This window comes from Mucilaginibacter terrigena (genome assembly GCF_004168255.1).
GTDB classification, from domain to species: Bacteria; Bacteroidota; Bacteroidia; order Sphingobacteriales; family Sphingobacteriaceae; genus Mucilaginibacter; species Mucilaginibacter terrigena.
The window spans coordinates 182,709-205,878 of record NZ_SEWG01000005.1 but is presented as its reverse complement, the minus strand read 5'-3'; the positions used below and the strand labels follow the sequence as shown (position 1 = coordinate 205,878).

24 protein-coding genes are annotated in these 23,170 nt (G+C 43.4%); 13 read left to right on the top strand and 11 right to left on the bottom strand.

What is annotated here, in order from left to right; all coding sequences use genetic code 11:
• Nucleotides 1–5: 5 nt before the first annotated feature.
• On the top strand, nt 6–1,076 hold the full coding sequence (locus EWM62_RS13645; protein ID WP_129877225.1) for a PA0069 family radical SAM protein: 1,071 nt from the start codon (nt 6–8) through the stop codon (nt 1,074–1,076).
• Between the two features lie 4 nt (nt 1,077–1,080).
• Here the strand turns inward: EWM62_RS13645 and EWM62_RS13640 are convergent, their stop codons facing one another.
• The 6 genes from EWM62_RS13640 to EWM62_RS13615 all read right to left on the bottom strand — a co-directional run bounded on the left by EWM62_RS13640 (nt 1,081) and on the right by EWM62_RS13615 (nt 6,755).
• Entirely contained in the window at nt 1,081–2,031 is a 951-nt protein-coding gene (locus EWM62_RS13640) for a DUF4928 family protein (protein WP_129877224.1), read from the bottom strand.
• Nucleotides 2,015–3,193 (bottom strand): DNA cytosine methyltransferase, encoded by a 1,179-nt coding sequence (locus tag EWM62_RS13635; RefSeq protein ID WP_129877223.1) that lies wholly within the window; start codon nt 3,191–3,193, stop codon nt 2,015–2,017. The genes EWM62_RS13640 and EWM62_RS13635 overlap by 17 nt, the downstream gene beginning before the upstream one ends.
• A 95-nt stretch (nt 3,194–3,288) precedes the next feature.
• Nucleotides 3,289–3,522 carry a hypothetical protein gene (locus EWM62_RS13630; protein WP_129877222.1) on the bottom strand — a complete coding sequence of 78 codons (234 nt, stop codon included), beginning with the start codon at nt 3,520–3,522 and terminating at the stop codon, nt 3,289–3,291.
• Between the two features lie 91 nt (nt 3,523–3,613).
• The gene (locus tag EWM62_RS13625) at nt 3,614–3,979 is read right to left on the bottom strand and encodes a response regulator (RefSeq protein ID WP_162499842.1); all 366 of its coding nucleotides are present in this window, start codon (nt 3,977–3,979) and stop codon (nt 3,614–3,616) included.
• Nucleotides 3,980–4,110: 131 nt separating this feature from the next.
• A complete protein-coding gene (locus EWM62_RS13620) occupies nt 4,111–4,503 on the bottom strand; it encodes a hypothetical protein (protein ID WP_129877220.1) in 393 nt (130 codons plus the stop codon).
• Entirely contained in the window at nt 4,503–6,755 is a 2,253-nt protein-coding gene (locus tag EWM62_RS13615) for a biosynthetic peptidoglycan transglycosylase (protein WP_129877504.1), read from the bottom strand. The genes EWM62_RS13620 and EWM62_RS13615 overlap by 1 nt, the downstream gene beginning before the upstream one ends.
• 122 nt (nt 6,756–6,877) lie before the next feature.
• Between EWM62_RS13615 and EWM62_RS13610 the strand changes: the two genes are divergently transcribed.
• The 3 genes from EWM62_RS13610 to EWM62_RS13600 all read left to right on the top strand — a co-directional run bounded on the left by EWM62_RS13610 (nt 6,878) and on the right by EWM62_RS13600 (nt 8,995).
• Nucleotides 6,878–7,966 (top strand): Mrp/NBP35 family ATP-binding protein, encoded by a 1,089-nt coding sequence (locus tag EWM62_RS13610; protein ID WP_129877219.1) that lies wholly within the window; start codon nt 6,878–6,880, stop codon nt 7,964–7,966.
• A 25-nt stretch (nt 7,967–7,991) separates the two neighbouring features.
• Complete coding sequence (locus EWM62_RS13605; protein WP_129877218.1) at nt 7,992–8,270, top strand: NifU family protein; 279 nt, start codon at nt 7,992–7,994, stop codon at nt 8,268–8,270.
• Between the two features lie 104 nt (nt 8,271–8,374).
• Complete coding sequence (locus tag EWM62_RS13600; RefSeq protein WP_129877217.1) at nt 8,375–8,995, top strand: peptidase associated/transthyretin-like domain-containing protein; 621 nt, start codon at nt 8,375–8,377, stop codon at nt 8,993–8,995.
• Between the two features lie 155 nt (nt 8,996–9,150).
• Here the strand turns inward: EWM62_RS13600 and def are convergent, their stop codons facing one another.
• Nucleotides 9,151–9,723, bottom strand: coding sequence for a peptide deformylase (gene def / locus EWM62_RS13595; protein WP_129877216.1), 573 nt, complete (start codon nt 9,721–9,723; stop codon nt 9,151–9,153).
• Between the two features lie 22 nt (nt 9,724–9,745).
• A complete protein-coding gene (locus EWM62_RS13590) occupies nt 9,746–10,975 on the bottom strand; it encodes a M16 family metallopeptidase (RefSeq protein WP_129877215.1) in 1,230 nt (409 codons plus the stop codon).
• Nucleotides 10,976–11,035: 60 nt separating this feature from the next.
• Here EWM62_RS13590 and hpt point away from each other — a divergent pair, with 60 nt between their 5' ends.
• A complete protein-coding gene (gene hpt, locus EWM62_RS13585) occupies nt 11,036–11,572 on the top strand; it encodes a hypoxanthine phosphoribosyltransferase (protein ID WP_129877214.1) in 537 nt (178 codons plus the stop codon).
• An 82-nt stretch (nt 11,573–11,654) separates the two neighbouring features.
• The gene (locus EWM62_RS13580) at nt 11,655–12,713 is read left to right on the top strand and encodes a toxin-antitoxin system YwqK family antitoxin (protein WP_162499841.1); all 1,059 of its coding nucleotides are present in this window, start codon (nt 11,655–11,657) and stop codon (nt 12,711–12,713) included.
• Between the two features lie 6 nt (nt 12,714–12,719).
• On the opposite strand, the gene mfd is transcribed toward EWM62_RS13580, so the two are convergent.
• Entirely contained in the window at nt 12,720–16,070 is a 3,351-nt protein-coding gene (gene mfd / locus EWM62_RS13575) for a transcription-repair coupling factor (protein WP_129877212.1), read from the bottom strand.
• Nucleotides 16,071–16,208: 138 nt separating this feature from the next.
• Between mfd and EWM62_RS13570 the strand changes: the two genes are divergently transcribed.
• The 7 genes from EWM62_RS13570 (at nt 16,209) to EWM62_RS13545 (ending at nt 20,304) form a co-directional block, all read left to right on the top strand.
• On the top strand, nt 16,209–16,625 hold the full coding sequence (locus tag EWM62_RS13570; RefSeq protein WP_129877211.1) for a DUF4199 domain-containing protein: 417 nt from the start codon (nt 16,209–16,211) through the stop codon (nt 16,623–16,625).
• Nucleotides 16,615–16,920, top strand: a complete 306-nt coding sequence (locus EWM62_RS13565; protein ID WP_238989345.1) for a DUF2752 domain-containing protein — start codon at nt 16,615–16,617, stop codon at nt 16,918–16,920. Before EWM62_RS13570 ends, EWM62_RS13565 begins: the two co-directional genes overlap by 11 nt.
• 129 nt (nt 16,921–17,049) lie before the next feature.
• Entirely contained in the window at nt 17,050–17,409 is a 360-nt protein-coding gene (locus tag EWM62_RS13560; protein ID WP_129877210.1) for a TM2 domain-containing protein, read from the top strand.
• A 296-nt stretch (nt 17,410–17,705) separates the two neighbouring features.
• Complete coding sequence (locus EWM62_RS13555; RefSeq protein ID WP_129877209.1) at nt 17,706–18,065, top strand: TM2 domain-containing protein; 360 nt, start codon at nt 17,706–17,708, stop codon at nt 18,063–18,065.
• Between the two features lie 29 nt (nt 18,066–18,094).
• Entirely contained in the window at nt 18,095–18,220 is a 126-nt protein-coding gene (locus tag EWM62_RS19695; protein ID WP_262708474.1) for a hypothetical protein, read from the top strand.
• A gap of 243 nt (nt 18,221–18,463) precedes the next feature.
• A complete protein-coding gene (locus EWM62_RS13550) occupies nt 18,464–19,561 on the top strand; it encodes a Nif3-like dinuclear metal center hexameric protein (RefSeq protein ID WP_129877208.1) in 1,098 nt (365 codons plus the stop codon).
• Nucleotides 19,561–20,304 (top strand): zinc ribbon domain-containing protein, encoded by a 744-nt coding sequence (locus tag EWM62_RS13545; protein WP_129877207.1) that lies wholly within the window; start codon nt 19,561–19,563, stop codon nt 20,302–20,304. Before EWM62_RS13550 ends, EWM62_RS13545 begins: the two co-directional genes overlap by 1 nt.
• Nucleotides 20,305–20,430: 126 nt before the next feature.
• On the opposite strand, the gene EWM62_RS13540 is transcribed toward EWM62_RS13545, so the two are convergent.
• Together EWM62_RS13540 and EWM62_RS13535 are read right to left on the bottom strand one after the other, a co-directional pair.
• Nucleotides 20,431–22,557, bottom strand: a complete 2,127-nt coding sequence (locus EWM62_RS13540) for a M56 family metallopeptidase (protein WP_129877206.1) — start codon at nt 22,555–22,557, stop codon at nt 20,431–20,433.
• Nucleotides 22,554–22,916 (bottom strand): BlaI/MecI/CopY family transcriptional regulator, encoded by a 363-nt coding sequence (locus EWM62_RS13535; RefSeq protein ID WP_129877205.1) that lies wholly within the window; start codon nt 22,914–22,916, stop codon nt 22,554–22,556. The genes EWM62_RS13540 and EWM62_RS13535 overlap by 4 nt, the downstream gene beginning before the upstream one ends.
• Between the last annotated feature and the right edge of the window lie 254 nt (nt 22,917–23,170).

Sequence of the window (23,170 nt, the reverse complement as noted above, 5' to 3'; positions counted from 1 at the left end):
TTTCTATGTCGCATGCGGAAAACGATGAATTTTTTAAGGGGCGCGGGGCGCAGGTAAACACCCACAACAAGTTTTTAAAAAACAAATATGTGCTGGAGCATATTGAAGGGCTTGACGAACAGCTGCTGGAAAACACGCATACGCAGCTTTTTGAGGAAACCCCAAAAAAGATTGTGAGCGAATCCAATAGTCCCGACCTGAGCCATATGTACTCAATTAACCCCTACCAGGGTTGCGAGCACGGCTGTATATATTGCTATGCCCGCAACAGTCATGAATATTACGGTTTTAGCGCCGGGCTCGATTTTGAACGCAAGATAATTGTAAAGCGAAATGCGCCGGAGCTGCTCGAAAAATATTTTAACAAAAAAGGATACGAACCAGTGTCTATCATGCTATCGGGCAATACAGATTGCTATCAGCCTATTGAGCGTAAACTTAAAATTACACGTGGGTTATTAGAGGTTTTTTTAAGATACCGTAACCCGGTAAGCATCATCACCAAAAACAACGTAATACTGCGCGACATGGATATATTAAGCGAGCTGGCCAGCATGAAACTGGCACATGTTAATGTATCCATTACCACCCTAAACGAATCGCTGCGCCAAAAGTTGGAGCCGCGCACCGTAACCGGGATGAGCCGCCTGGCAGTTATCCAAAAACTGACCGAAAGAGGCATTCCGTGCAGGGTGATGGTGGCCCCCATTATCCCCGGTTTAAACAGTAACGAGATCCCGGATATTATTAAAGCGGCAGCCGATAGGGGCGCAGTATCTGCCGGGTTTACCATAGTGCGCCTTAATGGCGCTATTGCCGAGATCTTTACCGACTGGGTGCACAAAGCCTATCCAGACAGGGCCGAAAAAGTACTTAATATGATAAAGGCTTGCCACGATGGGCGATTGAACGACAGCGATTTTGGCCGCCGTATGAGCGGCGAGGGGCATGTTGCCCAGTCAATACACCAGCTATACCGCATGGCATGCGTTCGTTTCCTGGCGGGCCGCGAAATGCCACCGTATGACTATTCCTTGTTTACACCTAAAAGAGGAAAACAGACGAGTATGTTTTAGAGGATTATAAGAGATTAGAAGGCAATTCAATCATTAAAGATTTATCTGTTTCTGTTGAATCAACACGACGGTTGTATATTTTCACCAAATCTTTAATGGTTAATCCTAAAACGTTTTTATTAAAACCACTGATTTCTTCAATATTTTGCGAAACGAAAGATTCAATGGATTCTACGGCGATTTGTTGTTGACAAAATTGTTCTGCATTTTGCCTTGCGCCTATTAGCTTGCTATCGGGAACTATTAAAAAAGGCTTATAACCTTGAGTGATGTTATACTTGCATTTTTCAAAAACTGCTGGCATTGGTGCGACAGTAACATGAAATGCAGTTTGTCCTATTAGAAAATCCCCCGGCCGATTTGTCTGCATATCAGCTGTACTCGCCGATTGATTAGATATTTCTATATTAGGAAAGCGCAATTGTAGTTTTGCTCCAATTAAATGTTGAGCAATATAACCAGCTTTACCTTCTTCGATTGATATTTGCAATAGGTTATGAATGATATACCAAGTTGAGAGATCCGGATTAAACAGCAATCTTATTTTTTGTCGGTTGTGATAATCTTTTACTCTTTCAACAAGAAAAGATTGCATATCTATTAAAATGCTATTTCTCTCATGTTTATTAAGCTGATCCAGTTGTAAATGAGATAGTGCCAATAACAACTCTTTAACTTCTGAAGGTCCACCACGATTTGTGCGCCCGCCTTCTTTTGCAAAGGGTCTATCTTCACCAAAGTTTTTTAAAATTGCGGAAACTGCAGAACCACTGGCTCCTCTTATCTGCATCCCTCCATCAGCTACATGTTCGTTAAAATCAAGAATGTACTCGGCTTGAAGTCGATTTAAAACTACCAATGCGGTTGCAATACTCCCATTGGCTGGGCCTTTATTGGCCTTGACCATCTTTAGGGATTCATACCAATTAATAAATTCTTTAGGCAAGTTTTGCATACTTTTCGATTCCTTTAACAGATTGTTCTTTTAGATTAATAACTTGTGTAAGCGCTTGATTAAGGTAATTATTAGCTATCCAAGTTATAACAGGAACACAGACAGCATCTCCAAAGCCAAATAAAGCTTCGTTTAATGTACCTGAAATATTAAAATCATCAGCGCCCATTAATCGAGCACATTCTTTAGGGTTTAATAATCTTATATTAACTTCATCTTTTCCAACTTGTAAAAGAATTTGTCTTGCACTACCTCCTTTAGGGGTTCGCAAACAACCAGCAATACCATCAAAGCGAATTTCAGCCATTGAACGTCCATTTCTTACACGTCTAAAAGCGGTTAAATAAGTGTAATCATTGCCTCTTTTTAAATTAAGCAATTTAGAAAGGTGTGCGTTTGATGTTTGATTTAAAAAATATTCAACTCTTTGTGCGTTCCACCATGTGTCAGAGTTCGAATCTACATTTTCTACAATACTTTCGATGGTGTTTCCCAGTTGAGGTAATGGAGCTAAGCCATGATTTATATCCCAGTTAATTTCTGGATTATTATAAATAAACTTGACTAATTTGGTGGGTCTAAAATCCGTTTCTGGAAAATACTCGCGAACTTTAAAAGTATCTTTTGTAAGTTGATTAACAAATTTACCAACTACAAATAGACGAACTCTACTTTGAGGAACGAAATTAGCAGCGTTTATAATAAATGCATCTACAGAGTAACCTAGTTTATTCAACGCGGTAAGAGCATCTTTAAAATCATTCCCTTCATTTGATGTCAAGAATCCGGCTACATTTTCCAAAAGCACTAATGGCGGCTTTCGTTTTCCCATGCCTTTTAAAATATTAATAAATCCCCAAAATGCAGAAGAGTGTTGTCCATTTAATCCCGCTCTACGTCCAGCTAACGAAAGGTCTGTACAGGGAAACGATGCCGTTGCCAAGGCGCTTGTAGGAATAGCTTCTGGCTTAAGTAAATGAATATCTTCAAGACAAAAATGGTCTTCGAAATTATTAAAATTGTTTTTGTATAGCTTCTCTTTTATCGGATCGATGTCATTGGCGAATGTTACGTTCCAATTAGCTTTCTCTAAGCCCAAACGCATTAATCCTATTCCAGCAAAGAATTCAACGACATTTTTTTTGAAAATATTTTTTATCATGAAATGCAATAGGGTCTTGCAAAATTTATCTAATATAAGATTTAATTATATTTAAGCAAAGACGTGTTTTAAGTTACATAACTTATCCAACTCTACTACATCCTCAACCTCAGCGATACCGATCTTCCCAGCGCCTGCACAAATTGCGGGTCGAGGGTGTGGTGCTCGCCTTCTTTTTGGATCCAGATGGTGTTTTGTTTTGTAAGCTGTAGCTTTTCGCCGTTAAGCAATAACTCAAGTTCGGTAGTGTTTTGGTTGATAAGGCGGCTATTTACAATCTGGTAAACATAATCCTTATCGTTAAAAGTAATCCTCAGCGGTAATCCCATATCTCTAATCTTCTCGGGGGTAAAGATAAACCTTAACGCGGGTTATATAATTTTATTTGAAAATTTAGGGGTTTTTAAGCCATTATTAAGCTTATGCGGCAAGTTGCAGCTCCACTTTGTGGATAAGCGCGGTAATGTCAAATGGCTTATGCAAAATATCGTCGGGGGCGCCATCCTGCCTAAGGGCTTCATCAAGATCGTCCTCGGCCGAACAGATAATTACGGGCATGTTCCCGGTTTCTTTATCGTCCTTTAATATTTTACAAATAGCCCGGCCATCCATGCCCGGCATTACAGCATCCATAATTAAAAGATCGGGGTGGGTGTTTTTTACTTCATCCACCACCATATCGCCGTTGCTTAATGATGATACATCGTATCCGCTATTGATCAGTATGTAGCTCATCACTTCAACTATCAATTCATTATCGTCAACTATTAGTATCTTCTTGGGCATGGCTATGTATTTCAGATAGTTATGCAAAGCCCATGCCGAAATTAACATTTGGTTAAAATATTTAAACTTGAGTTTGTTTGGGTGTGTGTCGCCGGTTACGTACTAATCTGTTTCAATTATCAACGAACGGCTTAAAATTCGTCGGCAGTAGAGCGCAGATCGCCGTATTCATCGCCAACAAAACGTACTACGGCCAAAGCTTTATCTATCTTAAAATTCCAGTAAGAATGCTGGTTATTTAAGTAATTTATAATACCCGAACAGCTAAAGGTAAGTTCCATATTGTATTTTATCCGCAGGCGCCCGCTTAGTAGGCTGGGGTTAAACTGTTTAACTTCAAAATGTAACCCAGTAAATTTTGGCGAACCAAATTTCTCTTTATTTTCTTCGGTTAACGCTGCTACTAAAGTCATATATGGTTCGCCGCCCTGGCTAAAAATAGCGTTCATGTTTTTTTGCACCCGGCTATTATCCCGGGGGATAGTAAAGTCCCCGGGCAGGGCCAAATCAAACTTCTCCTGCATTAGGGCATGCGGTCTTTTAGTTCTTTCACCTTTTCTTTACCCTCATCTTTCAACCGGTTTTTCTCGGCTTTAATTTCCTTTTTTGTTCTCCCCGCGGTATCTACGTTATCAACCCGTAATTTATAATCGGCCTTTACCTTTTCAATTTCCAGCTTAAGGCGGGCTTTTATAGCGTCATTGGTCTCCTCTATTTTCTTTTCCATTTTTGCTGCAGCCGTATCTTTTTTGCCAAAAAGCCTTTGGAAAAAATTAGGATGTTTAGGCTCCTCAAAAACCGGTGCAACGCCAACGTCGGTATCATCATCGCCCGTTTGCCGTATCAGGCTGTCGGCCACAAGGGTATCTGCCGGCGCTTCCCTGCGCAGGCTCTCGCGTAAACGTACGTTATAAAAGCCGTAAGCATTGGTATCGCGCTGTACCAGCCCCCTGCTTGCCATTAACCGGCCTATCAGGTTAAAATACCCATGAAGGCCCTGCCTTAAAGTACCATCCGGCTGAAAAGCGTACAATCCCGCTTTGGGGTTTGGCACAATACTGGCCAGGTAAATACTCTCGCCAACGGTAAGCTCTGATGGTGATTTGCCAAAGTAATACCTGGATGCCTCGCCTATACCATAAATGCCGCGGCCCCACTCAATAATATTAAAGTAAACCTCCAGCATACGGTTCTTACTCATGATGCGGTTATTCTCTATCAGCCAAACGATCAGGATCTCCTCTATTTTACGCGACAAGGTTTTGTTACGGCTTAAAAACGAGTTTTTGATCAGCTGCATAGATATGGTGCTGCCGCCGCGCTTAAATTTCTTTTCCTTGATATCTGTAACAAACGATTTACGGATCGATTCGTCCACAAACCCGCGGTTGGTATAAAAAGAAGGGTCTTCGGCTGTCATAACCGCATTGCGCAGGTTTGGCGAAATGTCCTGCAACGGCACAAAATCGGGGTTGCCGGGACCAATAGTATGCGGTGGCATAGCCTTCCCCCTTTCGTACGGCGTGTACACAAATGTTTTGTTCAGTTTACCCAGGTCGGCCTTGCCGTATTTAAGTATGCGAAAGTCGCCGTCCTTTTGCAGCCGCGAATCAAATACCATATCATCAATATGCGCCCAGTTCAAAAACAGGTTAAGGTTATAATTTAATTTACCCGTTACCTTTATCCCCTCTAAAGACTCGAACATCCCGGTAGGGAACGAGTCGAACACATCCTGCGCGTTCTGCCAGCCGGTTTTTAACTTTAACTCGTAGATTTTTACAGGGTTAAGCGTGTACTTGGCGTAGGGGTTAGCGGTAAGTTTTTTAAGGTGAATAACCGATGAGCTATCCAGCGATATATAATTTGTACCCACAAATACATTGGCGTCAATTGACCCGTTTGGCACTACGATATCTGCAACCGAGAGGCCCGGATGGTTAAGCAACAGGTTACGCACGCTCCACGAGCCATATATTTTTGTTTCACCATCGCTATGCTCAACATTACTCAGTTTGGTGCTAATGGTATCAAAGTTTAGTTTTAGTTTAAATTTCTTTTCGATAAAGGGTAACTCTACCTTTTTGCCATCGGCGTACAGGTGCACATCAATATCCTTATCAGATGGCTGCATTTTACCGTCGATATGCCAGGTTGCCGCACCTTCGTTTACGTTGATGGTTGATGCCAGTCTGCCATCTTTAATAATGGCGGTTTGGGCAAGCATTTTAACATGGGTGCTATCGTCCCTAAAACTCACTAAAAAATTATGCAATGATAGGTTATCGGGAATCTTGTACAACACTTCGTTAATAAGGTTGTTAGATAGTTCGGCCAGATCTACCCGGTTGCCGGTATTGGTAGTATCCTTTTTCTTTTTGAAAAGGAAATCGAAGTTTTTAACGCCTTTTACACTGGTTAAGTTAAGTTGGCCGTCCTGCAGGATCACATCGGCCAGTTTTATATTACCGAATATCAGCGGAAAGATCTTAACACTTACGCTAAATTGCTTAACCGAAACCAGGCTGTCGCGCTGGTAAGGCACCACGCTGATATCAGAAAAAGCAACGGTACTAAGGCCTGTAAAACGTGCCGAACCTATTTTTACATCTAAATTATAATCCCTTTTTGCTTTTGCTTTAGCTTTGTAGATAGCTTTTTGAAGCAATACCTCTCGTTTTGTATAGGCAATGTATCCGCCTATCAGCATAATAACTACTAATACAAGGGCGGTTATACCTGCAATACGGATATATTTGGGGTTAATACGGCGCATATAGGAAATTTGCTTCAAAACTAAACAATTACAATGTGGTGCAAACGGCTGCAAACTGCAAATTGTTTTTCATAACAAACGCATGCAGGTACCTGTTTTCGTATTTTTACGGTTAAATAAATATGGATTTTACTAAAGAACAAGTTTTACAAGCCCTCGGCAATGTTGAAGAACCGGACCTGAAAAAGGACCTGGTAACCCTTAACATGATCCAGGATATACATATCGACGGCAATAAGCTGAGCTTTTCGGTAGTGTTAACCACGCCTGCCTGCCCCTTAAAAGCCCTGATAGAAAATGCCTGCCGCAACGCCATCAGCCATTTTATCAGTAAAGATATCGAGGTTACGGTAAACATGACGTCGCAGGTGACCACCCAGCGCAACACGGGTGTACCCGGCGTGAAGAACATCATCGCGGTAGCATCCGGTAAAGGCGGGGTAGGTAAATCTACGGTATCGGTTAACCTGGCGCTGGCGCTTTCTAAGACAGGCGCTAAGGTTGGATTAATAGACGCCGATATTTATGGCCCGTCTATCCCCATTATGTTCGGCCTGGAAGGCGTACGCCCAAAAGCCACGCAGGACAACGGTAAAACCCGGATAGAGCCAATTGAGAAATACGGGATAAAGTTATTATCGATAGGTTTTTTCACCGACCCAAACCAACCCGTGCCATGGCGCGGGCCAATGGTATCAACCGCGGTAAAGCAATTGTTTAACGATGCAGACTGGGGCGAATTGGATTATTTGGTGATAGACCTGCCACCGGGCACCGGCGATATCCACATTACGGTTACGCAAAGTTTCCCGGTTACGGGCGCTGTAATTGTAACCACGCCGCAAAACGTAGCGCTGGCCGATGCCAAAAAAGGCATTGGCATGTTTATGATGCCGGCCATTAATGTACCTATTATGGGTGTTGTAGAAAATATGGCCTACTTTACGCCCGAAGAACTACCCAATAATAAATATTACATATTTGGCCAGGGCGGCGGCAAAAAGCTTGCGCAGCAACTGGATGTGCCTTTTTTAGGAGAGATCCCGCTGATAAAAGGCATAAGCGAATCGGGTGATGCAGGCAGGCCGATAGTTTTGGATGATGATGGCATAATGACCACCGCTTTTATGGAAATGGCCAGGCGTGTAGCCCAGCAGGTTTCTATATGTAATGCCCAAAAGGCAGATAACTTAAATGTGGTAAATAATTAATAACTTTACTTTATAATTTAATAAAATGAGTTTAACAGATCAGGTGGAAGCAGCGTTGGATACCATAAGGCCTTATTTAGAGGCTGATGGAGGTAACGTTTCTGTTGAAGAAATTACTCCTGAAAAAGTGGTAAGACTAAAGCTTTTAGGTTCATGCGGTTCGTGCCCTATGAGCATTATGACATTGAAGGCAGGAATTGAACAAGCCATTTTAAAGGCCGTACCAGAAATAACCGGCATAGAAGCAATAAACCTAACCGACGTTGACGACCCCAATGCCGTGCTTCCGGAAAATTTGCGATAGTGTTAAGAAGTGTTAAATACCTTATTGATAGCCATCAATGATGTATTTTTACCTGCTTGTTTAACGTTGATAAACATGGCAGGTAATTTGTGTTAAAAAAATAAATGAAAAGATTAATTGGCGTATTATTTTTACTTACATCCTTATCGGCTTTTTCCCAGAAAAAGGAAAGCCCGCTGATACAGTTTACGGGTGTGGTATATAATGCCGATAGCGCAGAGGTTGTGGTACCCTATGTTAGCGTTACCAACTTAAGTAACAACAACACGGTTAACATTACCAACTTTAAAGGCTACTTCTCTTTTGTGGCGCACGAGCAGGATTCCCTCCGGTTTACTGCCATTGGCTATGCGCCTGTTACTGTAGTTATCCCGGCCAACATAAAAAGCAAAAGTTATACGGCAAAGGTTTTAATAAAACCACAAATTACCAATTTGCCAATGGTTAGGGTATTTCCCTGGGCTACTACGGATGAGTTCAGGAGGGATTTTGTTAACGCAAAAATAGCCGATGACGACCTGGAGATAGCCCGCAAAAACATCAGCCGCGCCTCGTTAACAGCCATGACCAATTCGCTGCCAAGGGATGGGCAGGAAATACAATCGGCCACGGCCCAGGGCATGCACCAGGACATTGTTAACCAACACTCGCGCAGCAACCCTTTACTCAACCCGCTTGCCTGGGGCAGTTTAATCAAGTCCATTACCGACGGGGACAGCAAGTAAGAGAGGCAAGACCATTAGAGTCAAGAATCAAGATAGAAGATAGCTGCGAAAGCTGAATAATATACAAGGAAAGGGCTTCGATAATTCGAAGCCCTTTCCTTTTCGCTATATGTTTTCTTCGGTCTTGGCTCTTGTGTCCTGACCTCTTGATTCTCTTACCTCCCTTTCTTCGCAGCGGGGAATTTCATTCTATACTCCACATCTACAGCTCCTTTCGAAATATCGTTCAGCTTTTTCTCTATCAGGCGCTTGCGCAGCGGGCTTAACTTATCAGTGAAAAGTTTGCCTTCAATATGATCGTATTCGTGCTGTATAACGCGTGCTGCCATACCGCTAAAGGTATCTTCGTGGTGTTTCCAGTTCTCGTCGTAATATGATATTTTAATGGTCGATTTTCGAGAAACATCCTCCCTTATATCCGGGATACTGAGGCATCCCTCGTTAAAAGCCCATTCCTCGCCGCTTTCTTCAAGGATGCAGGCGTTGATAAAAACTTTCTTAAAATCTTTTAGTTCCGGTTCTTCATCGTCGAAAGGAGTAACATCAACCACAAACAAACGCATAGACATACCCACCTGCGGGGCCGCCAGCCCAACACCGCGGGCACCATACATGGTTTCGAACATGTTGGCTACCAACTCTTTAATATGCGGGTATTCATCAGGCTCAATAGATGTGGCTTTTTTCCTTAATACAGGGTCGCCGTATGCTATTATAGGATATTTCATAGGTGCAAAGGTAAAAGTTTTATTACTTAGGCTCAAATAATAAGGTTATCATACGGTCATTATCAAAAATTTCGTTGCTTATTTCCAGCAGATCTTCGGCAGTAACCGCGTTTATCCTGGCAAATATGTCTTCCAGCGAATCGATCCGGTTAAAATCAAGCAGGCTTTTGGCCATGGATACGATCAGGCTCATGCGGCTTTCTTCGGCCAGGGCTATCTGCCCTATAAACTTTTCTTTGGCTTGTTTTAACTGTACCGCCCCCAGCTTATTATCGCGCAGCCTCTTCAGTTCTTTATGCACCAGCTTTAATGCTTTGTCGGCCTTTTCGGCATCGGTACCAAAGTAAATAGAAAATATACCGGTATCGGTTAACGAGGTGTAGTTTGATTCAATGGTATAAGCGATGCCATGTTTTTCGCGGATCTCCAGGTTTAGCCGGTTGCTCATACCCATACCGCCCAAAACGTTGTTGAGCAGCAGTAAGCCATACTTGTTTTTGTGTGCCGATGGATACGCCCTGCCGCCTAAAATACAATGCGTTTGCGATATGGCTTTGGGTAAATGATATATGCCACTGTTAACTTCGCCCGGTGTTATCCTGTTCTTTTGATTGGTGTTTTCAGGTACGCTGCCAAAGTACTTCTCGCAAAGCTTTACCAGTTTTTTAAAATCATAATCGCCATAAACCGCGAAGATCATTTGGTGGGTATTGTTATTGGCAGTGGTAAACTGTTTAATATCGTCGCCGTTTAATACCCCAACACTCTCGGGCGTGCCCAAAATGTTATTCCCTATGGGATGGCCTTTAAACAAGTATTCCTCAAAATCGTCCTGTATAGCTTCCTCGGGCTGGTCAAGGTATGACGAGATCTCGTCCAGGATCACGCCACGCTCCTTCTCCATCTCTTCTGCCGGGAAGGTAGAGTGGAACAGGATATCTTCGAACAGGTCAACCGTGCGCTCCAAATGCTGTTTCAGCAACGACGCATGGATGCAGGTATACTCTTTGGTGGTATAGGCATTAAGGTCTGCGCCAACCAGTTCCAGCCTGTTCAGTATTTGCGGGGTGTTGCGCCTTTCGGTCTCTTTAAATAGCAGATGTTCAATAAAATGCGCCAGCCCTTCTTTTTGGGGCAATTCATCGCGCGATCCGGCGTTTAGTACAAAACAGCAATGCGTAATAGGCGAAGGCGAATGTTTAAATAATATACGGATGCCATTTGGCAGCGCGTGAACCTGGTGATCTGTCATAAAAGGTTCAAAGATAGCGTATAAACCTCCAAATTGTTTGGTATTGCTTATGTTTACCTTATGAAATTACAAATAGACGACCTTGAATTTGCGCCATTGTTCTCGCCCGAAGCCATACAGAAGCGCATTGCCGAAATAGCAGAACAAATAAACATCGACTTTGAAGGGCGCAGGCCCATATTTGTAGGCATCCTTAACGGCAGCTTTATGTTTGCTGCCGACCTGGTGAAAGAGATTGTTGTGCCCTGCGAAGTTACCTTTACCAAACTGGCCTCGTACTTAGGTGGTGTATCGAGCACGCGCACCCTTCGCGACGATTTTGACCTGCATGTAAATATAACCGGCAAAGATGTTATTTTGGTGGAAGATATAATTGACACCGGCAACACCATTAAGTACCTGATAGAAAAATTGCTGCTGCGCAACCCGGCATCCATTACCGTTTGCACCCTGCTTTTTAAACCCGATTCGGTTGAGCACAGTATCGAAGAATTAAAATACGTAGCCTTCCAGATCCCCAACCAGTTTGTAGTAGGCTACGGCCTTGATTATAAAGAGCTGGGCAGAAATTTGAAGGGGATTTATAAGAAGATTTGATACCTTTGGATATAGGTTTATCACAATTATGACTCTCTCTCGCCTTTTAAAAAAAGAAATCTTACTTTTTTTACTCTGCTTTTTGGCAAAGATATGCGATGCGCAAACATTGGGTACAAAAATCTATTATGTTAAATCGACCGGCTTTTCGCAAATGATTGTACCATCGATGGACAGCGCCGATTTTAAGCGCGTTTTACCGCCTTTTAATAAAGAAGATAAAGTAGTTGAGGTAAAAGAAATTTACCTTGACGGGAGGTTGAAATCGGTTACACAATGTAATACGGCATTTATTAATTTATATACAGGTATTGGCGAGTACAACGGAAAACGTATTACATTTTACCCGTCAGGAACAAGGGAAAGTATCTGTGACTATACTGATGGGAAAAAGAATGGGATGGAGTATCAATATTATAAAGATGGTAAGCCTCGTTTAGTTGTTAAGAACCAAATTAATTATATTTATCGTAACTACGACAGTAAGATAATAGACTTTTACGATAAAGGGGGTAATCAAATATGCAAAGATGGTAACGGAATGGCTATAATGTACGATTCCGACTTATTAGCTATTTTAAAAGGCCCAATAAAAAACGGCAAAATGGATGGCATTTGGGAAGGACTTTCAAGAGATATCAGTGATGTTAAATATCAGTTAATATTTAAGGACAATGTTTATCAATCTGGTATGAGCAATGAGTTAACAACAGGTAAATCATACACTTTCACAGCCTTATATGTTCCCGCACATAATGAAAAGGATATCGTTACCTTTGTCAAGAAATTCCGGAAAAACTTGAAAATTCCGGAAAACACTATATTGAACACTAAGCAAATTGACTCGATTGCGATTTACTTTGAGATTGAGGAGAATGGGGCCATTACCCATTTTTCAACAATTGAGCCCGTTTCAGATAAATTGTTGAACGCATTAAAATTAGCAATCGACCATTGCCCTAAATGGCAACCGGCAAAAATCTACGGAATCCCGTTGCGAACACAAATCGCCGTAAACTTAGGCTTTCAGCAAAACAGCAAGTTTAGCTATATAGGTAAGACGGTAGAAAACTACCAGATCCCATTATATCGCGGTATTCCACTCGGTGCTATACCAATTATCCCTAAAGAACTTAAGTAGCATTTATTATACACCAACAACCGTCATCTCGCTCAAAATCTCCAGCGCTTCGTCAATATTGGCTACCCTCTCGATACTTAAACGCAGGGTGTTTTTTACTTCTTTCAGATTGGTGCGGCGCGGGTTACGTTGTACAAATTCCAGTACTTCCTTAAAGGCTTCGGTCTCGAAATAAGCCGACTGCTGGTTGGTGATAAAATAGCCGCGCAGCACATTCTTTTTAAGTGATACTTTTTCGAAGCCTATAGCCTTGCCCAGCCATTGCAGGCGCATGGAATTAAGCAGGTCGTTAACTTGTTCGGGAATGGGGCCAAACCTGTCGTGCAGCTGCTGTTTAAAGGCGTGCAGCTCGGTTTCGTTCTCCAGCTTGCTTAACTCGGTGTACAGATTATAACGTTCTCCTATATTGGTTACATATTCGTCGGGGATCAGGATCTCCTGGTCGGTATCTATTTGGGTGAAGCTAATAAACGGTTTCGGCTTATCATCAGGGAACACACCCTTAAATTCGTCTTCCTTCAGCTCCTGGATGGCCTCGTCCAATATCTTGTGGTACATCTCAAAGCCGATCTCGGCTATAAAACCGCTTTGTTCGGCCCCCAAAAGGTTCCCGCTGCCGCGGATATCCAAATCGCGCATTGCTACGTTAAAGCCGCTGCCCAGGTCGCTAAATTCTTCAATAGCGCTCAGGCGTTTGCGGGCCTCGTTGGTTAAAGTACTCAACGGCGGACTAAGCAAATAACAATATGCCTTCTTGTTGCTCCGCCCCACACGGCCGCGCATCTGGTGCAGGTCGCTAAGCCCAAACATGTGGGCATGGTTTATGATAATGGTATTAGCGTTAGGGATATCCAGCCCGGCCTCGATGATGGTGGTCGCCACCAGCACATCGTACTCGTGGTTCACAAACTTCAGCATCACATCCTCCAGGGCATCGCCCTCCAGTTGCCCGTGGGCAATACCTATTCTCGCCTTCGGCACCAGCTTATGGATCATACCCCCAAGCTGCGGCAGGTCGGCAACACGGTTGTGGATGAAAAACACCTGCCCGTCGCGCTCAATTTCGTGCTGTATCGATTCTTTGATCAATGTATCGTTAAACACATGCAGCTCGGTAACAACCGGCTGCCGGTTTGGCGGCGGGGTTGAGATAATAGAAAGGTCGCGCGCGCCCATTAACGAAAAATGCAGGGTACGCGGTATGGGCGTAGCCGTCAGCGTTAACGTATCTACATTGGCGCGCATGTGTTTCAGCTTTTCTTTTGTAGAAACGCCAAACTTTTGCTCCTCGTCAATGATCATCAGCCCCAGGTCTTTAAACTTTACGTCCTTGCTTACCAAACGGTGCGTACCGATGATGATATCTACTTTGCCTTCCTTCAAGCCTGCAAGGGTGTCCTTGATCTGTTTGGTGGTTTTAAAGCGGTTTACGTAATCGATATTTACCGGGAAGCCCTTTAGCCTGTCGCTGAATGTTTTGTAATGCTGGGCCGCTAAAATGGTTGTGGGGACCAGTATTGCTACCTGCTTGCTATCTGCAACAGCCTTAAACGCGGCACGTACCGCAATTTCGGTTTTACCGAAGCCCACATCACCGCATATCAGCCTGTCCATAGGGTGCGGCGATTCCATGTCCTTCTTAAAATCAACGGTCGCTTTTTCCTGGTCGGGGGTGTCTTCGTACAGGAAGGATGCTTCCAGCTCGGTCTGTAAGTAGCTATCAGGCGAAAACGCATTCCCATCCTGCGCTTTACGCAGGGCGTACAGCTTTATCAGGTCGCGGGCAATGTCCTTAACTTTTTTTTTTGTGGTTTTTTTAAGGCGCTCCCAGGTATCGGTACCCAGTTTGTTCATGCAGGGCTCGGTGCCTTCCTTGCCGCTATACTTGCTGATGCGGTTTAACGAGTTGATGTTTACATACAGCAGGTCGTTATCGGCATAAACCAAACGGATCATTTCCTGCGTTTTGCCGTTCACCTCCACTTTTTCCAGGCCGGCGTATTTGCCAATGCCGTGATCAATATGGGTAACAAAATCGCCGGGCTTAAGGTCGCGTAATTCTTTAAGTGTAATGGCCTGCGAACGCTGGTAACCTTTTTTAAGCTTATACTTATAATAGCGGTCGAAGATCTGGTGATCTGTGTAGCAGGCCAGTTTTTGTTCGCGATCTATAAAACCCTCGCGGATGCTGATGCTTACCGGGGTGAATTTTACGGTTTTATCCAGGTCTTCTAATATAGCGTAAAGCCGCTCTACCTGCCGTGCCGAATCGGTAAGGATATAGTTCTCTATCTTTTCGGCCTCGTTATTTTTAAAGTTATGGATCAGCAGGCTAAAATCTTTATTGAACGATGGCTGCGGGCGCATGTCAAAATTGATCTGCGTAGCATCGGTATAAAAAAACTGCTTGCCAAATTCAACCAGGGCAAAATCGTGCAACTGGTCGGCAATCAGTTTTTCGTCGGTAAAGCTGAACTTGGGGTCTATCCAATCGGGGTTCTGGTTCTTTTCGTCTGATGAAAGGGCCTTCCAAAGCTGGTTGGCTTTTTTGTGCCCGGTTTGGATAATATCCAGTGTAAACTGTACATCTTTTATCCATACCTGCGTATCAGGTTCCACATATTCCAGCAGGGAAATATTATTCTCGGTAAGGAATTTAGATTGCACGTTTGGTACAATGGTGATGTTCTTCACCTGCTCTACAGATAGCTGGCTTTCTATTTCAAATGTACGGATGGATTCTATTAAGTCGCCAAAAAACTCTACCCGGTATGGCAAGTCGTGCGAAAAAGAGAAGATATCCACGATACCACCACGGACAGAGAACTGCCCCGGTTCGTAAACAAAATCAACCCGGTCAAAATCATACTCTACCAAAAACTCGGTGATGAAATCGATCCCTAATTTATTGTTAACCGAAATTTCCAGCGTGTTCTTCTCCAGCGATGAGCGGTCTATCACCTTTTCGGCCAGGGCTTCAGGGTAAGTTACTATCAGCTGGCCGTATGCTGTGGCGTGGTTTAGCTCGTTCAATACTTCGGCGCGGGTAAGCACGTTACTGCTGTCGGGTTGGGTAAATTCAAACGGTTTGCGGTATGATGATGGGAAAAGCAAAACTTCCTTCCCGGTCAAATTCTCCAGGTCGGCCAAAAAGTACGAGGCTTCTTCGCGTTCGGGCAGCACGAAGATCATGTGCTTGTGCTGCAAAAAATACAATGCTGCCGCCATGGCCGCATCACCCGATCCGACCAGCCCCCTAAGCTGCACCTTTGGATTTTTACCGGCATTTAAGGCTTGCGCCAATGCCTTTATCCGTTCGTCAACCTTATAACGCTCTAAAATATCACGGATGTTCAAAACGTTGTAAATATAGGTAAAAAAGCCTTTTTTCGGCGGCCGAACTATTTATCATAAAATTATAGCAAACAATTTGCGCTTATGTTTACTTTTAAATGATATTTCGAAATTGCAACAAAGCACCAAACTTTATACAACATGAAGAACTCAGTAATATTTGGATTAGTAATAGGCGTTTTAAGTTTAATATGGCTATTTGTTATGCGCCAAACCGGCTATAACTTAACCGATAGCCAGGCCAACCCAATAGAATATGTTTCGGTTTTGATCCCTCTTATCGGCTTGTACTTTGGCGTTAAAAACTTTCGCGATGGTGAGTTAAAAGGGAATATGGGCTTTTTAGAAGCATTGATACAAAGTTTTAAGATCCTGATAGTCGGCGGTATCTTAGCCGTTTTTGCAGGCATCATATTTATAAACTGGGGCGGCGCACAAAGCACCGATACTACGTTTCAAAGTTTTAGCGGCCGTATTTTTGGCGCCCTGCTGGTTGGTGTAATAGAGGCTTTTGCAGTATCTTTATTGCTTACCACCAAAAGCAACCGTGTCGATTAGAAAGATCTTTAACCGGTATTTCGAATTAATCTTCTGGATCGTGGCTTTGGCCTGCCTGGCGTTTACTAACCCGGCCGGCGAAAGCCATTTTAGTTTGTGCCCTTTAAAGGCATTTGGCATAACCTGGTGCCCCGGCTGCGGCCTTGGCCATGCCATATCGTATCTTTTTCATGGCGATATTAAAAACTCTTTCCACGCGCACTGGCTGGGTGTGCCCGTGCTGGTGGTATTGGTGTATCGTATCTGCAAACTCGCTATCGGGCATAAATACCGATTCGATAAGCAAGGTCAATAATAATAATTCTGTTCGCCGGATATATAACCGCGTTTACCGATAGATTGTAACAGGTTGCCAATTAGCAATATAAGGGTTTTTATCCCGATATTACTTTTGCATTCTTAAAACACACTTAAACATAAAAAGATGGAAACCTACAATCCGTACATGTCGTTGCCGGGTATTACTACCGAAGAATTGACAATTTTGCACCAAACCACAACCGGCCTGAGCGATAGCCAAAAGCAAAGTTTTTATAACGTGTATATAGGTAAAAGGAAAAACCCGCAAGAGATATTGATATTTGCGCTACTTGGCCTTTTTGGCATTGCCGGCATTCATCGTATTATGATGGGCGAGATAACGATGGGGATACTTTATCTTTTTACCGCTGGCTTCTTTTTTGTATGTACCATTATGGACCTGATAAATTACAAATCGCTTACCAACGATTACAATCAAAAAATGGCTTACGAAAGTGTTAACATCATTAAACTGGGTGTTTAACGGCCCCAGCCTCATAATCATAAATAAAGTAATGCCCGCCTGTATATACGGGCATTTTATTTTTACACTAAATTGTAAGCCCACTGTTTCTTATTACACAATGCAATACGCTGGTATATTCGCAATTTAAATAACAATAGCTGCATTAGCCCTCATCGGTAAAAAACCTACGCCTTATTCGCCGAATAAATAACCACGCTTACCGATGGTTTATTACAGGTTGCCTATTAGGTGTAGGTGAATTTTTATTCGGATATTAGTTTTACATCATCAATCACAATATAAAACTAAATAAAATGAACACTTACAATCCTTATATGTCATTGCCAGGCATCACACCAGAGGAAATGGCAGTATTGCACCAGGCTACAAGCAGCCTTAGCGACACACAAAAACAAAGTTTTTACATGGTATATTCCAGTAAAAGAAAAAGCGCCCAGGATATTTTAATATTCACGCTGCTTGGCTTTTTAGGCATTGCCGGGATACAACGGTTTTTATTAGGCCAAACAGCAATGGGTATATTTTACCTGTTAACTATTGGTTTTTGCTGGATAGGCACAATTGTCGACCTGATCAACCACCAATCGCTTGCCAACGAATACAACCAAAAAATGGCTTACGAAGCCTTTAACATAGCCAAGATGGGCTTGTAATTAAATAGAAACCTTTAATACATCACAAAATGAAAACTTACAAAAAACCGGTTATCCATAAATTAGTGTCGCGCTTTGATAAAGAGCTAATGAACATTTTGCTAAACGACCTTAAAATTATTAAGGCACGCAAACTGATGTACGCCACGCTATAAGGGAAACCTTTACATCCTAAAAGAATCAAAACGAGGTAAGAATTGGAAGGCCAAACGGCTTGCGCCAAAGAAAATATTACCTGCACGTTTTGATTTTTTTATTTTCTAACCGGCCCTCTCCTTAGGGGAAGGCGTTTAAAGGGGCGTCGTAAAGCGGGGGATTAAAAGTCTCTCCTATCGGGGGAGATTTAGAGGGGGCTAAAATTTCCAAACCTCGCCCCGCCTTGTTACCTTAGTACAATTATGAAATTAGCACAGCTAACCGCTTACCTGGAAAGCCTGGCCCCGCTGGCCTACCAGGAAGATTATGATAACAGCGGCCTTATTGTTGGCCAGCCGGATATGGAGGTGAACCAGGCCCTGATCTCGCTGGACTGTACGGAAGCCGTGGTTGACGAGGCCATTGCCACCGGCTGCCAGGTAATTATATCTCACCACCCCATTGTTTTTAAAGGCTTAAAAAAGTTTAACGGCAAAACCTATGTAGAGCGCGTGGTAGAAAAGGCCATCCGCAACAACATAGCGCTTTATGCTATCCATACTAACCTGGATAACGTGATGACGGGGGTTAACGCCCGCATTTGCGAAACTTTAGGTTTAACCAATACCCGCATATTAGCCCCCAAACATAATCTGCTTAAAAAACTGGTTACTTATGTGCCTGTGGCGCAGGCCGAGCAGGTGCGTAAAGCGCTGTTCCATGCAGGGGCCGGCCATATTGGCGATTACAGCGAATGCAGCTTTAACGCCGAAGGTACCGGCACTTTTAAAGGCGGCGAAAACACCGACCCATACGTTGGCGAGCCGGGCATCCGCCACCACGAAGAGGAGATGCGCATAGAAACCGTTTACCCCGCCAACCTGGAAAGCAAAATTATTATGGCGCTGGTATTGGCTCACCCTTACGAAGAGGTTGCGTACGATCTGTACAACCTTACCAACCAGCACCAGGAAATTGGCAGCGGCATGATAGGTGAACTTGATATGCCGATGGATGAGGCCGAATTTTTAGGTGAAGTTAAGGCCGCGATGGACTGCGCCGTTATCAGGCATACCGCCTTTACCGGCAAACCCGTTAAGAAAGTGGCAGTTTGCGGCGGCTCGGGCGGCTTTTTATTGAAGCATGCCATAGCGGCCGGGGCCGATGTTTTTATCACTGCGGATTATAAATACCATGAGTTTTTTGATGCCGAGGGAAAAATAGTGATAGCAGACATCGGACATTTTGAAAGTGAGCAATTTACGCAACAATTATTGTGCGAAATTATTCAAGAAAAATTTGTTAACTTTGCCATCCGTTTAACAAAAGTGAATACAAACCCCGTCAAATATTTTATTTAATGGAACAAACCATAGAACAAAAGCTGAAAGCTTTATACGACCTGCAAACCATCCACACCAAAATTGACAAGATACGCCAGGTAAGAGGTGAACTGCCTATGGAAGTTGCCGACCTTGAGGATGATGTTGCCGGCCTTGAAACCCGCATACAAAAAATCAAAAATGAGCTTGATGATCTGGAGGATGAAATTGTAACCCGCAAGAACCTGATCAAAGACGCTCAATCGAACATAAAAAAATACGAAACGCAACTTAACGAGGTTAAGAATAACCGCGAGTACGATGCCATATCGAAAGAAATTGAGATACAGGGCTTAGACATACAGGTAAGCGAGAAAAAAATTCGCGAGTACGGTTTCGAGATCGCATCAAAAACAGCTATTTACGAAAAAGCACAGGCCGACCTTGAAGCACGCCGCAGCGACCTTGATGCCAAAAAGGATGAGTTAGGCACCATTACCGCCGAAACCGAAAAAGAAGAAACAGAATTAACCGCACAGGCCGAAAAAGCTACCGCTACTACTGATGAGCGTTTGCTTATCGCTTATAACCGTTTGCGTAAAAACGCTAAAAATGGTTTGGCGGTAGTTACCATCCAGCGCGATTCATGTTCAGGTTGCTTTAACCAGATCCCGCCTCAGCGCCAGTCTGATATCCGTCAGCGTAAAAAGATCATCGTTTGCGAGCATTGCGGCCGTATCCTGGTTGATGAGCTGATGGCTTTGGAAGAAGAGAACGCTTAATAGCAAACCACATTCATAAACTTATATTTAAAGCCTCCTAACGGAGGCTTTTTTATTGCCCCGAAATTTGGCTTAACAAAAAAGCCGGGCCGCATATGGCCCGGCTTACATTATTATCAAATTTGGTTAAAAGGCAGATTTTAGCGTTATATATTTATTAATATCGTCAGATTTAAAGCCTTTTTCGCGCATTTGAGAAATATATTCAGGGGTAATGCCAAGGGCTTTAAGCGCAGTAGCATTATCTAACGAAACATTATCAAAACCCACGCTTTTAAAGCTTTTAATAAACTCCGGCGTAACACCAAGCGATTTTAAGCCAGCGGCCTTATCAGGCGTTATATTTGTAAACCCGGCATTTTTAAAACTATTAAGGTACTCCGGCGTAATACCAAGCGCTTTCATAGATACCAGGTTATCGTGCGATATATTGGTAAATCCCGCGTTTTTAAAGCTTTTTATAAACTCGGGCGTAACCCCTACCGATTTCATGGCAATAAGGTCATTGGTGCTTAAGTTGGTGTAGCCCGCGTTTTTTAAACTCGTTACATACGCCTCGTCAACATTAAGGGCTTTGTAGGCTATCATATCATCAGCGTCGGGGTTGTTAGCCCTTCTTGCCGGGGTTTTACCCTTCCCGCTTGCCGCGGCTTTCGCGCTTTTAAACTTCGAAATATATTGCCCGTTTATGCCTTGTGCCTTAAAGCTCACCAGCTTATCAAAGCTTACATTAGGGTAACCGGCCTTGCGTATCTCGTTGATGAATGCGCCGTTAATACCCATGGCCTTCCCGGTTATCAGGTCGTTAGCTGATGCATGCGGAAAACCATTTTGCTTTAGCGATACGATGTATTGCTCGTTCACCCCTAAAGCGGCCAGCGCTATCAGGTCGTTCTTTGATACATTTTTAAAGCCCTTGCGCTGCAGCATAGCAACAAACTCCTTTTTAATGTTGATCATAAAAAAGGCAAGCTCGTCGTTTTTATCAATTCCTGTTATGCCCTGGCTTTCCATGTATTTGTAATACCCGGGGTTACCGGTAAACTTATAATGGCCGCTGCCGGTGTTGCCGTCAAACTTACCGTTCAGGTTCATGGTGCCTGCCTCGCGTATCAATTTAAAGTCGCCGGGGGTGCCTTTTGGCAGGGAGGTAAATTCGCTAAGAGTGTACTCGTTGCTGTTCCTGCTATTGTGGTCCTCGTCCTTGCTCCTGAACTCCATTCTTATCCTGGTGCCGGTGATGGTGCCCTTCCACACGCCTTCGCGCGGGTCAAAAGAAGTATCGGCGGTGGTTTGTGACCGCAGCACCATCGGGCGGCGGCTTGCGGTCGGTTCGTTAAAGGCACACATCAAAAATGCCATTAAAGGCAGCAGGAAAAAGTATTTCCAGGTGGTGTGTATGTTCGATCTTTTAGCATTCATCATAACTATTCGTTTTTTAAGAAGTGATTGATTATAGTTGGTTGTTATCCTAAGCGACAGGTTGGGTACCGATACTTTCAGCAAGCTCATCTGGTACAGCTCCCGCTCTACTTCGTTGTTGGTTAATACATCGCTGTCGGTTAAAAATTCAAGGTTGTTCTCCAGTTCTTTCCGGTAAAGCCAGGCAAAGGGGTTAAACCACTGAAAAACCAGCATCAGTTCGGCCAGCAGCAGATCAAAGCTATGTCCCTGTTTTATGTGGATCTTCTCGTGCAGCAATATCTGGCTATAGGTTTCCCAATCGTACTTTTCGGGATTAATAAAAATGTAATTGCCAAACGAGCAGGGGGCCTTATCGGTATCCAGCTCCACTATCCTAAACTGCCCGTCCTGTATAAAGGGGCTTTTATATGCCTGCCGAACCAGTACTAAAACCTGCAACAGAAAGTTTAACCCAAACGCGGCCACGCCGCACCAGTATAACCAAAGCGTCCACTTTAAAAGCTGCGGAAGCAAGGAAACCGCCGTCTCCTGAACGACGCTTGTTGGGCTGGCAACCGTGGCCGGCTGCTTTGCCGTTGTTTCTACAACAGGCGTTTTCAATTGGCCCTGCGGTATTACACTTGCCGGTGTTGTTACAGCTACTTCCTGGGCTTTTCTAAAAGCCCATTGCTGCGGCACCCGTATAAGCGGCAGCAAAAACGTAACGGCCAGGCAGGCCAATAGCACCCAGCGGTTTAAATGATAAAAGGTTTCCTTTTGCAGCAGTACTTTGTAAAACAAAAGGCAAACGCCTATCAGCAATGCAACATGCAATACGTATGGTATCATTTCTTTTTGGTTTTAATCAGGTTTAAGATCTCTTCCAGTTCCTGTTCAGATATTTTTTGCTCTTTGGCGAAAAAGGCCAGCATGCTGGGGTACGAATCGTCGAAATACTGGCTCACGATATCCTTCATAGCATGCTTCTGATACTCCTCGCGGCTTACCCTGGGGTAATAATTGTAAATGTTACCGATGGTTTCATGGCCTAAAAAGCCTTTATCCTCCAGTATCTTCACCATGGTTGCTACCGAGTTGTAATGCGGCTTAGGATCGGGTAGTTCGGGTATTACTTCTTTTATAAAAGCTTTTCCCAGTTTCCAGTACACCTGCATTATTTGTTCTTCGCGCTTAGCCAGTTTTTGCATAAAATTCTAATTATAAAACAAGTTTAATACTAATCAATTAGTATTACAACTAATTGATTAGTATTGATTTCAAATTATTTATAACAAACTGATTATGAGAACAATAATTTTATTACGTGCGGTGGGTGTAAGCCTGAGCCTGGCGAAGGTTATGCGAGGGGCATAGTCCGCCAATGGTCGACAGGCTCACTATATACATTTAAACTGTCATGCTGAGCGGTAGCGAGGCATCAAATCGCCGCCGTAAAAGTTTG

What these genes read in the sequence shown, in the direction of transcription:
- EWM62_RS13535 (WP_129877205.1), bottom strand. Translation starts at nt 22,916, where the DNA reads ATGCAAAAACTGGCTAAGCGCGAAGAACAAATAATGCAGGTGTACTGG.
- EWM62_RS13615 (WP_129877504.1), bottom strand. Translation starts at nt 6,755, where the DNA reads ATGCGCCGTATTAACCCCAAATATATCCGTATTGCAGGTATAACCGCC.
- EWM62_RS13570 (WP_129877211.1), top strand. Translation starts at nt 16,209, where the DNA reads ATGAAGAACTCAGTAATATTTGGATTAGTAATAGGCGTTTTAAGTTTA.
- EWM62_RS13625 (WP_162499842.1), bottom strand. Translation starts at nt 3,979, where the DNA reads ATGCCCAAGAAGATACTAATAGTTGACGATAATGAATTGATAGTTGAA.
- EWM62_RS13560 (WP_129877210.1), top strand. Translation starts at nt 17,050, where the DNA reads ATGGAAACCTACAATCCGTACATGTCGTTGCCGGGTATTACTACCGAA.
- EWM62_RS13600 (WP_129877217.1), top strand. Translation starts at nt 8,375, where the DNA reads ATGAAAAGATTAATTGGCGTATTATTTTTACTTACATCCTTATCGGCT.
- EWM62_RS13540 (WP_129877206.1), bottom strand. Translation starts at nt 22,557, where the DNA reads ATGATACCATACGTATTGCATGTTGCATTGCTGATAGGCGTTTGCCTT.
- EWM62_RS13610 (WP_129877219.1), top strand. Translation starts at nt 6,878, where the DNA reads ATGGATTTTACTAAAGAACAAGTTTTACAAGCCCTCGGCAATGTTGAA.
- EWM62_RS13605 (WP_129877218.1), top strand. Translation starts at nt 7,992, where the DNA reads ATGAGTTTAACAGATCAGGTGGAAGCAGCGTTGGATACCATAAGGCCT.
- hpt (WP_129877214.1), top strand. Translation starts at nt 11,036, where the DNA reads ATGAAATTACAAATAGACGACCTTGAATTTGCGCCATTGTTCTCGCCC.
- def (WP_129877216.1), bottom strand. Translation starts at nt 9,723, where the DNA reads ATGAAATATCCTATAATAGCATACGGCGACCCTGTATTAAGGAAAAAA.
- EWM62_RS13635 (WP_129877223.1), bottom strand. Translation starts at nt 3,193, where the DNA reads ATGATAAAAAATATTTTCAAAAAAAATGTCGTTGAATTCTTTGCTGGA.
- EWM62_RS13550 (WP_129877208.1), top strand. Translation starts at nt 18,464, where the DNA reads ATGAAATTAGCACAGCTAACCGCTTACCTGGAAAGCCTGGCCCCGCTG.
- EWM62_RS13640 (WP_129877224.1), bottom strand. Translation starts at nt 2,031, where the DNA reads ATGCAAAACTTGCCTAAAGAATTTATTAATTGGTATGAATCCCTAAAG.
- EWM62_RS19695 (WP_262708474.1), top strand. Translation starts at nt 18,095, where the DNA reads ATGAAAACTTACAAAAAACCGGTTATCCATAAATTAGTGTCGCGCTTT.
- EWM62_RS13590 (WP_129877215.1), bottom strand. Translation starts at nt 10,975, where the DNA reads ATGACAGATCACCAGGTTCACGCGCTGCCAAATGGCATCCGTATATTA.
- EWM62_RS13620 (WP_129877220.1), bottom strand. Translation starts at nt 4,503, where the DNA reads ATGCAGGAGAAGTTTGATTTGGCCCTGCCCGGGGACTTTACTATCCCC.
- EWM62_RS13545 (WP_129877207.1), top strand. Translation starts at nt 19,561, where the DNA reads ATGGAACAAACCATAGAACAAAAGCTGAAAGCTTTATACGACCTGCAA.
- EWM62_RS13555 (WP_129877209.1), top strand. Translation starts at nt 17,706, where the DNA reads ATGAACACTTACAATCCTTATATGTCATTGCCAGGCATCACACCAGAG.
- EWM62_RS13645 (WP_129877225.1), top strand. Translation starts at nt 6, where the DNA reads ATGTCGCATGCGGAAAACGATGAATTTTTTAAGGGGCGCGGGGCGCAG.
- EWM62_RS13630 (WP_129877222.1), bottom strand. Translation starts at nt 3,522, where the DNA reads ATGGGATTACCGCTGAGGATTACTTTTAACGATAAGGATTATGTTTAC.